This window comes from Alteromonas sp. BZK5 (assembly GCF_014349115.1).
Classification (GTDB): domain Bacteria; phylum Pseudomonadota; class Gammaproteobacteria; order Enterobacterales; family Alteromonadaceae; genus Alteromonas; species Alteromonas macleodii.
This window is the reverse complement of the sequence record NZ_JACSOE010000041.1, coordinates 31,794-40,374: the sequence shown is the minus strand read 5'-3', so window position 1 is coordinate 40,374 and position 8,581 is coordinate 31,794. Positions and strand designations below refer to the sequence as shown.

The 8,581-nt window shown below is 44.7% G+C and carries 11 protein-coding genes; 9 read left to right on the top strand and 2 right to left on the bottom strand.

All coding sequences use genetic code 11. The features are described from left to right. The 9 genes from BIZ39_RS12825 to BIZ39_RS12785 form a co-directional block, all read left to right on the top strand. Positions 1-273 (top strand): DUF2726 domain-containing protein (locus BIZ39_RS12825; RefSeq protein WP_187447161.1); only part of this gene is annotated, 273 nt, incomplete at its 5' end. A gap of 148 nt (positions 274-421) precedes the next feature. Further along, positions 422-1,123: a 5'-methylthioadenosine/adenosylhomocysteine nucleosidase gene (locus BIZ39_RS12820; protein ID WP_187447160.1), complete on the top strand. Its 702-nt coding sequence runs from the start codon at positions 422-424 to the stop codon at positions 1,121-1,123. Position 1,124: 1 nt separating this feature from the next. Next, complete coding sequence (locus BIZ39_RS12815; RefSeq protein ID WP_187447159.1) at positions 1,125-2,072, top strand: cobalamin biosynthesis protein; 948 nt, start codon at positions 1,125-1,127, stop codon at positions 2,070-2,072. Further along, a complete protein-coding gene (locus tag BIZ39_RS12810) occupies positions 2,069-2,992 on the top strand; it encodes a cobalamin-binding protein (RefSeq protein WP_187447158.1) in 924 nt (307 codons plus the stop codon). Before BIZ39_RS12815 ends, BIZ39_RS12810 begins: the two co-directional genes overlap by 4 nt. Before the next feature lie 133 nt (positions 2,993-3,125). Beyond that, positions 3,126-3,530 carry a rhodanese-like domain-containing protein gene (locus tag BIZ39_RS12805; protein WP_187447157.1) on the top strand — a complete coding sequence of 135 codons (405 nt, stop codon included), beginning with the start codon at positions 3,126-3,128 and terminating at the stop codon, positions 3,528-3,530. Between the two features lie 135 nt (positions 3,531-3,665). Beyond that, entirely contained in the window at positions 3,666-4,067 is a 402-nt protein-coding gene (locus BIZ39_RS12800; RefSeq protein WP_014950552.1) for a DUF2721 domain-containing protein, read from the top strand. Next, positions 4,064-4,669, top strand: a complete 606-nt coding sequence (locus BIZ39_RS12795) for a GNAT family N-acetyltransferase (RefSeq protein WP_039235276.1) — start codon at positions 4,064-4,066, stop codon at positions 4,667-4,669. The genes BIZ39_RS12800 and BIZ39_RS12795 overlap by 4 nt, the downstream gene beginning before the upstream one ends. A 30-nt stretch (positions 4,670-4,699) precedes the next feature. Next, positions 4,700-6,058, top strand: coding sequence for an FAD-dependent oxidoreductase (locus BIZ39_RS12790; RefSeq protein ID WP_187447156.1), 1,359 nt, complete (start codon positions 4,700-4,702; stop codon positions 6,056-6,058). 95 nt (positions 6,059-6,153) lie between these two features. Beyond that, entirely contained in the window at positions 6,154-6,507 is a 354-nt protein-coding gene (locus BIZ39_RS12785; RefSeq protein ID WP_014980153.1) for a DUF1428 domain-containing protein, read from the top strand. Between the two features lie 15 nt (positions 6,508-6,522). On the opposite strand, the gene BIZ39_RS12780 is transcribed toward BIZ39_RS12785, so the two are convergent. Together BIZ39_RS12780 and tyrS are read right to left on the bottom strand one after the other, a co-directional pair. Continuing rightward, positions 6,523-6,948, bottom strand: a complete 426-nt coding sequence (locus BIZ39_RS12780) for a hypothetical protein (protein ID WP_262385760.1) — start codon at positions 6,946-6,948, stop codon at positions 6,523-6,525. A 372-nt stretch (positions 6,949-7,320) separates the two neighbouring features. After that, positions 7,321-8,520 (bottom strand): tyrosine--tRNA ligase, encoded by a 1,200-nt coding sequence (tyrS, locus tag BIZ39_RS12775; protein WP_014950559.1) that lies wholly within the window; start codon positions 8,518-8,520, stop codon positions 7,321-7,323. Positions 8,521-8,581 lie beyond the last annotated feature (61 nt).

Below are 8,581 nucleotides of genomic sequence, written 5' to 3'. Positions count from 1 at the left end.
GCTATCGACTTAGTTCATAGCCAAGGCAAAGATGGTTATAAATCACAAAAAGACTGGTTTGTAACCGGAGCACTTGATGCTGCCGGCCTTCCTCATGCAAGAATTAAAGTGAAATCTGGTTATACCGTTGACGATATTCGCGAGTGTTTGGAAAACAAACTCATTCCTTATCGCCGTTTACAGCAAAAAATGGCACAGCTGCCAACGCATAATCCAGAGCCACCAAAGCGCCCGACTCGCCCAGTGCGTTCAAGCAGACCAGCTGCAGCATAAGACGTAACCCCACTTCCCCTGGCCTTTGTTGCTTTGCTATTTTCTTACTCTCAAATAGCGGTAACAGAGGCATTTTTCTGTCAGTTTGCCCATTTTCCTTATACAATTAATCCATTCGTTAAACTCCCTCAACACCGTCGGTAAAGTTATGAAAAAAATTGGTATTTTAGGTGCAATGGACGAAGAAGTTGCGCTACTTAAAGCGTCACTTTGGAATGTAAAAGAAACCCAGTGGAAGCACCTGACGTTTTACGAAGGTACACTTAACGACATAGAAGTGGTGCTAGTAAAATGCGGTATTGGTAAAGTGGCTGCCGCAATTGCTACTACTGTACTTATCGAACAGTACGCCCCTGATGCTGTTGTCAATACCGGTTCTGCCGGAGGTTTCGACAAGAATCTAAACATCGGTGATTTAGTGATCGCCAGTCACGTTATTCACCATGATGCCGATTTAACCCATTTTGGCTACAAGCTCGGTCAATGCGCAGGTATGCCTGAAGATTTCCGTTGCGATACAAGGTTAATGGAAGCCGCTCGTAGTGCTGCCACAGGCATTACGTCGCTTCAGTCGACGACAGGTTTAATCTGTACGGGCGATGCGTTTATCGGTAGCGACGAAGCTGTAGCAGAACTGCGTGAAAACTTCCCAAACATGAAAGCGGTTGAGATGGAAGGTGCAGCTATAGGTCAAACTTGCCATATGCTCGACACGCCTTTCCTTGTCATTCGTTCATTGTCGGATATTGCAGGAAAAACGTCGTCAGTGAGCTTTAAAGAGTATCTAGACACTGCCGCTAAACACTCAGCACAATTAGTTATGGCAATGATTAAGGCCCTCGCAAAATAAGATGGCAGAGGTAATTAGCGACCCGCAATACCAGTCGCTATTCGTACTTTGGCTGGCTATCGCCGTTGACGCATTATGGCGCTGGCCCCAAAGTACTCATCCATTAACGCTCATGCGCTACCTCGTTCAGCAAATGGGGCGCAAAGTGGTGCCCTCTCGTGAATACGGTAGGTCTCAGCACTATATTTCAGGCTCATTAGCCGCCCTAGTTCTTCTTGCGCCATTGGTAGTATGTGTTGCCATCTTGGTGTACATGGCCCAATACCCCGTATTCTTTGAGGCGATTATTCTCGTCGCACTGCTCGATTACGGTTACCAGCGTCAACAGTACAAAAAAGTGCTGGCAAGCGTGGGAAGAAATAAAAAATCCCTCGCACGTGAAATGGCGCAAACCATTACCGCACGTCAATGCGATTCACTTTCCGATATAGGAGTTGCCAAAGCCGCGATAGAATCGCTATGGCTGAAGTTTCTTTATCTTTATTGCGGTGTCATTTTCTACTTTGTAGTGGCAGGCCCCATAGGCGCACTCATTTATCGATTGCTTTTGCTCACATCTTGGCAGTGGCATTACCGAACCCCTGCAATGACTTTCTTTGCCAAACCCGTACGCAATCTTGTTTACTTACTTAATATGCCGCCCGCGGTCATTGGTGGTCTAGCAACACTACTGGTCAGCCATCCTATTAAAGGGTTTCGCGCCATAAAGCGCTCCCCAGTGAAAGATAAAACGTCGCTACTGCTTGCGCTTATGGGCGGTGTGCTTGATATTAAACTCGGCGGACCAGCAATTTATGCCAACAAGAAGATTCGATACACCCGCGTGGGAGGCGCTAACGAGGTAAAGTACTCTCACATGTTGACAGCCAAAAATACGGTCACTCATGCCATGATTGCGGTTAGCGCCTTTGCATCGTTAGCTATGCTGGCAATGGCCGTAGCCCAATGAAAACAGCAGTTATGATGAAAACCATTTTTTTTGTAATTTTAAGCTATTTACCTCTTCTCACATTTGCTAACTCAGAATCAGATTCCGAGACAAAGCAGCTAGCTCATTCAGATCAATTTGCTTCTGCCGATGTTGCACCAAGCTCGGAATCAAGCGCCTTATCAAATTCCGTCGAGCTAAAGATAGTCAGCCTTGCGCCCCACCTTACCGAATGGGCATTTAGTTTGGGCTTAGGCCCTAACCTTGTAGGTGTAAGCGACTATAGCGACTATCCTGACGCCGCGAAAAATATTAAGCGGGTGGCGGATTTTCAAGGTGCCGATATCGCTACCATTGTGGCTTTAGAACCTGATTTAATTCTTGCATGGGATGGAGGCAATAAGCCACAAGATATCCATAAGCTTTCCTCGATGGGTCTAAACGTATTTAGCAGTAAGGTCGAAAATATCACTGATATAGCCAGCGAAATTAAAAGGCTTGGTGCACTTACAAATACGCAAAAGAAGGCGACCCAGCTCTCCAATGATTTTCTCAACGAACTAGCCGAGCTTCGAAGTAAATACGACAAATCCTCGCTCATACCAGTATTTTATTATTCGTGGACTGCTCCACTTATGACCATCGGTCCCAACGCGTGGGGTAACCAACTGCTGAATGTGTGTGGTGCTCAAACATTATTTGCAGACAGTCCTGTAGACTATCCTCAAGTCGCATTAAAAGATGTACTTACTCGCCAACCTCATGCACTCATTGCGGCATCTAGAAGTACGCATTCAGAGCTTGAGGTATTCTGGCGTGATCATCGCTCTTTCCTCAAAGCCCCCTTAATTATTGTGGATCCAGACGTCACCAGTCGGTTTTCATTGCGATTAATAAATGAACTAAAAGTACTCTGTAAAGGTATTAAAGAAAGCGCGTAAGCGTTATACTTAAGTCTAGACCTGCTGGGCTGTTTTCAATTGATACACACCGACTTGGCCCAATTTAAGCGCCTTTGTGTAACAGAATAAAAGCAGGTTCTAATCTTCTATAAAAAGGTAAGAGTTTTTATTCATGCGGATTGTTGTTGCGGGTTTTCTAGTTGTTATCAGTGTTGCATTGTTTGTGTCGCTTCAGTGCACAGCGAAAGCGACCGCGCAAGCCTCTGTTGCCGCATCACCATATCTTATCGAGCGAGTTGCGAACAACGACTGGCTCCTTATTGATGTTCGCTCTCCGCAAGAATTCGCCGATGGTCACATTCCTGGCGCAGTAAATATGCCCCATGAAAATATCAATGACTACCTTAGCGAATTAGAAGGCCACAAAAACAAGCCTATTATCATTTATTGTCGTTCAGGCAGAAGAGCCAAACTGACAATGAAAGTATTGGAAGAACTCGATTTTTCTGAAGTCATGCATTTAGAAGGCGATATGTTAGGCTGGAGTGCCGCTGGCATGACAGTTGACCGAATGTAGACTCAATATTCCGCCTTCTCCTTCGTATTAGTCTTTGGCACTAAAGTGTTGTAAGTTCAACCTCTTGGCTGATTACTGTGTGTAACTGAGCCCCTGTGATACACTCTTTTTACTCGACGATTGTATGAAACACCCATGAAAATAGATATTGCTACTCCGGCCATGTTATTTCCGGCGATTTCTTTATTGCTTCTAGCCTATACCAATCGCTTTTTAACGCTTGCAACTATTATCCGAAACTTTTCAAAAGAAGAGAGAGATGAGAATACTCAAGCACAAATAAAAAACCTTCGATTACGTATTCAACTTATTAAGCGAATGCAAATAGCAGGTGTGGGTAGTTTTTTTCTTTGTGTAGTATCCATGCTAGCGATATACCTCACCTATCAACAGGTAGGAAACTGGGTGTTTGCTGCAAGTTTAGTATCACTTCTATATTCACTATGGATGTCGGTAAGAGAAATATTGATATCAGTTGAAGCCTTGGATGTGCACCTTGACGGGATGAAAAACGCCCCGCGTAAAGAAAAAGTATGAAGCCCACAAATCATTTGAGCCACATAATTCAAAGTGATATCAGCTACGAGTCTCTAGCGCCTGAGTTTTTTGCAGGGGTGATTGCTCTTGGCAATCACGTGCACGGAGATAACTACCTAACCAACGAGCTACTTGCTGATTACTATGCAAAGAGCTTTGTTGGCAATACTAATGCTAGCTGGGTAGCCCTATACAAACAAAAAGTTGTTGGTTTCAGGTTAACCTTTGCGCATACGCAATGGGAAGCAGATGAGTGGTGCAGCCCTTCCCTTTGGCCAGTAGATCCAAATACCGTATGCTATTTCAAATGTAATACGGTAGACCCCGCAATGCAGGGCTGTGGAATTGGCAGCAGACTATTAAGTAAATCGATTGAATGTGCGCAAATTCAAGGCGCAGAAGCGGGTTTAGCACATATTTGGTTGGCAAGCCCTGGCAACAGCGCATTTAAGTACTTCACCAAAAATGGGGGGCAGCTCATCAAGAAACACCCTAATAAATGGCGCTACGCATCTATTCACGAAGGCTACGATTGCCCTGTATGCGAGGGTTATTGCGAGTGTGAAGGTGCGGAAATGCTGCTTCAATTTCAAGCCCCATAAGTACGCCAAAGGTAAAAACGTTTTTATTCTATGACCTACGATCCTCTTATTTCACGCGGCGTTTCATCAATGTTACCCGCGGCAAACAGCTACTGGCACGCTACACACAAACCACCAACACTGCCGCCTTTAAACAAGAAGGTAAACACTGAGTACCTCGTTATCGGTGGTGGTTATACCGGTCTTTCAGCTGCCATCACACTTGCTCAAGCGAAACAAGAAGTCACGCTACTTGATGCGAATTCACCGGGATTTGGCTGTGCGGGCCGGAACGGAGGCTTTATCCTCTCGGGTAGCGGCCGATTGAGCTTAAGCGCCATAGAGGACAAGTGGGGTCGTGACACCGCCAAAGCTATGCAGGGCGAGTTTGATGGCGCGGTACACCTGCTTAAACAACGTATTGCAGACTTTGATATGCAGGTCGATTTGGTAGAAGGACCCTATTTAAAACTGGCGCATAACCCAAAGCAAGCCGAACTACTCTGTGCCAGTGCTAAGCATCTTGAGTCACACTTCAATGTGCCGAGCTCTCCACTTAGTGAAAAAGACCTTATTGCGCGCTTTGGTATTGAAGGGGCGTATGGTGGCGTTGAGCTAAAGGGTGCATGCTTACACCCTTTAAAATTAGTAAGCGAATATGCAAGAGTAGCAAAGGAGCTTGGAGCAACGCTTTTTTACGACTCGCCAGCCATTCGCATTGAAAAGCACAAGACCGGATATGTTGTCGCAACACCCAGCGGGTCAGTTTCGGCCAAACACATACTCATTGCTACTAATGCTTATACCCCTAAGCGCTTTCATGACAGCGTAGACAATAAGCAATTTCCTGTTCAATCGAGCATTTTTATCACTGCGCCATTGAGTAGCGAACAGCGCGCAAAGTCTGGCCTAACCGCACCAATGAGCTTCATGGATACGCGGATGATGAAGTATTACTACCGTGTGCTGCCAGATGGCAGATTATTATTCGGCGGTCGTGGTGCCGTAAAAGGTAAAGATGCAGATAATGTTTCAGAGAAACAGCGCTTATATCGCGCGATGCTTAATAGTTTCCCTTCACTTAGCGGTATCGCCATGGATTATTTTTGGAGTGGTTGGGTAAGTGTATCGTTAGACAGTATGCCCCGGATTTTCATCGACAATGAGGTAAGCGGCAACAAATTAAACCGCTCTAGCGGTAATATCGGTTACGCCATGGGGTATTGCGGTTCGGGCGTATCTTTTGCCGCGTTTGCAGGGCAACGACTTGCTCAACGTATGATGGGTAGCAATGACGTCGATTTATCGCTTCCCCTTTATCGTTCTCCTTTGAAAACCTACCCCTTTGCGAAAGCAAGGAGACTGGCACTGCATGGTTTGTACCAATGGGCCAAAATAGCAGAACGCTAGTAATGTATAATTTACGATTCACCTTAATGTTAAGCATTGCATACTAGCTATAAATTAGGCTATTTTAGGTATCTATTCTTTGACGGAGTCACCTCATGTCATATATCGATGCCTTTGCTGTAGCCGTTCCCACTGAAAATAAAGCGTTATACATTGAGCACGCCAAACTCGCCGGCGATATTTTTAAAGAGTATGGTGCGACTAAAATACTTGAAGCTTGGGGTGACGATGTCCCTGAAGGGGAAGTCACGTCTTTCCCGATGGCTGTTAAAGCCAAAGAAAATGAAACCGTGGTGTTTTCCATTGCATTTTGGCCTTCAAAAGAAGTACGTGATACTGCTTGGAAAAAGGTGATGGAAGATCCTAGAATGCAGGAAAACGAAAACCCCATGCCTTTCGACGGTAAACGCCTTATTTATGGGGGCTTCGCTCCTATTCTTGAATTATAACGGTATAGCTTTCAGCTATTTCATATCGTCTATTTTCGCTAACGCCGCCACTGAATCTGCGCCCATTAACATAGCGCCAATTTGAAATTGGATCCACGCGATTACTGGCCCGGTCAAACTCCACAAAGCGACATTTGTCCATGAGCGCAGGGTACCGCCCGACAATCTCAGCTTGTTGTTCTCTGCTAAGTTGGCAATGGCCAACCACATCACGGCAGCCAGAAGCGGACCTACCCATTTCGATATGCCTAAGCCAATTGGCCCTGCTAGTGCTTGAATGAGCCCCGCGGCAAATAAAGTAACAAAAGAAAGCCCCAATAATTTGAAAGGTGCTTTTATAAAAAGCTGCCACCCCTCTTTCAGCCATGTGAACGCTTCCTTCGCAGGAAGGCTCTTGTTAGCTTGATGGTATGTTGTACGAGCAGAAGTTACCGTTGTCATGTTTTTATCCTTTGCATTGCGTAAGCGTTAGTATTGAGTTTCACTGTTTTTTCATCCCAGCCTGCTACGCGTTAACTGCTTATCGTACAGTTGGGTTTATTGATTGATTTTTCCCCTATAGACGATAGCGATTGCAAAATCCTGACAAACTTTTTCAAAAAAAGTAAGAAAAATAAAAAACGTTTAACGACAATTACTTATAAACGTTAAAGCCAATATCCCCCACTTTCAAATTTGGCTTGATGCTTAACTTTGTATGAGTAGTTAGGGCCTTCTAAAAAAATAATCGCCCTACTATCCACTAGTACTTATATTTCAGGCAAAAAAAAGCCCGCTTAACTAAGCGGGCTTTCAAAAACTATCAGAAAAACATTAGGCTAGCGTAATACGCGCAAACTTGCGTTTACCCACCTGATACACATTTTCACCTTTTTCGGTGATTACTAAGCGGGTGTCTTCCACTTTATCGCCGTTAATTTTAACTGCGCCTTGCTTAATCATGCGCATAGCATCTGAAGTCGAACCTACAAGGTTAGCTTCTTTCAACAAATTACCAATGGCAATACCTTCATCGCTCAATGCAATTTCAAGCTCGGGCATGTCGTCAGGAATAGCGTTTTTCTGGAAACGTTGAATAAAGTCCTGATGCGCGCCTTCTGCCGCTGCGTCGTCATGGAAGCGTGCAATAATTTCTTTCGCCAGCATGATTTTAATATCACGTGGGTTTTCACCGTTAGCAACGCGAGTTTTAAGCTCAGCAATCTCTTCTAGCGGTCGGAAGCTTAGAAGGTCATAGTAACGCCACATCAAATCATCAGAAATAGACATCACTTTACCAAACATATCGTTTGGCGCATCTGTAATACCAATGTAGTTGTTCAAAGACTTAGACATCTTCTGAACGCCGTCTAGACCTTCTAGAAGCGGAACCATTACAATAGATTGCTGCTTTTGGCCTTGCTCTTTTTGAAGCTCACGACCCATTAGCAAGTTAAAGCGCTGATCAGTACCACCTAATTCAACGTCTGACTCTAGCGCAACAGAATCCCAACCTTGCACTAACGGATACAGAAACTCGTGAATAGCAATTGGCTGACCGTTGTTATAACGCTTTTTAAAATCGTCACGCTCAAGCATACGTGCAACGGTCTGACTAGCCGCAAGTTTAATCATGCCTGCCGCGCCAAGGCCATCCATCCACTCTGAGTTAAAACGTATTTCCGTTTTATCTTCATCAAGGATCTTGAACACCTGTTCTTGATACGTTTTCGCGTTCTCTAATACCTGTTCTTTACTTAAAGGCTTGCGTGTTACATTTTTACCTGTAGGATCGCCAATTAGACCAGTAAAATCGCCAATAAGAAAAACAACTTTGTGGCCTAGTTGCTGGAATGTACGCAACTTGTTGATCAACACAGTGTGACCAAGATGCAGATCAGGCGCAGTTGGATCAAAACCCGCTTTGATGGTTAGGGTTTTGCCGGATTTTAGTTTTTCAATTAAATCCTCTTCGGGGAGTATTTCATCAACGCCCCGTTTAATCTCAGCTAGCGCTGTTTGCCAATCTTTCATTTGTACGTCACACTCTTAAAAAAACTGTATATTCAATATTGGCGGGCATTTTACGCGTACA

Excerpts from the sequence above, each read along its gene's own strand:
- BIZ39_RS12820 (WP_187447160.1), top strand. The coding sequence starts at position 422 with ATGAAAAAAATTGGTATTTTAGGTGCAATGGACGAAGAAGTTGCGCTA.
- BIZ39_RS12815 (WP_187447159.1), top strand. The coding sequence starts at position 1,125 with ATGGCAGAGGTAATTAGCGACCCGCAATACCAGTCGCTATTCGTACTT.
- BIZ39_RS12810 (WP_187447158.1), top strand. The coding sequence starts at position 2,069 with ATGAAAACAGCAGTTATGATGAAAACCATTTTTTTTGTAATTTTAAGC.
- BIZ39_RS12805 (WP_187447157.1), top strand. The coding sequence starts at position 3,126 with ATGCGGATTGTTGTTGCGGGTTTTCTAGTTGTTATCAGTGTTGCATTG.
- BIZ39_RS12800 (WP_014950552.1), top strand. The coding sequence starts at position 3,666 with ATGAAAATAGATATTGCTACTCCGGCCATGTTATTTCCGGCGATTTCT.
- BIZ39_RS12795 (WP_039235276.1), top strand. The coding sequence starts at position 4,064 with ATGAAGCCCACAAATCATTTGAGCCACATAATTCAAAGTGATATCAGC.
- BIZ39_RS12790 (WP_187447156.1), top strand. The coding sequence starts at position 4,700 with ATGACCTACGATCCTCTTATTTCACGCGGCGTTTCATCAATGTTACCC.
- BIZ39_RS12785 (WP_014980153.1), top strand. The coding sequence starts at position 6,154 with ATGTCATATATCGATGCCTTTGCTGTAGCCGTTCCCACTGAAAATAAA.
- BIZ39_RS12780 (WP_262385760.1), bottom strand. The coding sequence starts at position 6,948 with ATGACAACGGTAACTTCTGCTCGTACAACATACCATCAAGCTAACAAG.
- tyrS (WP_014950559.1), bottom strand. The coding sequence starts at position 8,520 with ATGAAAGATTGGCAAACAGCGCTAGCTGAGATTAAACGGGGCGTTGAT.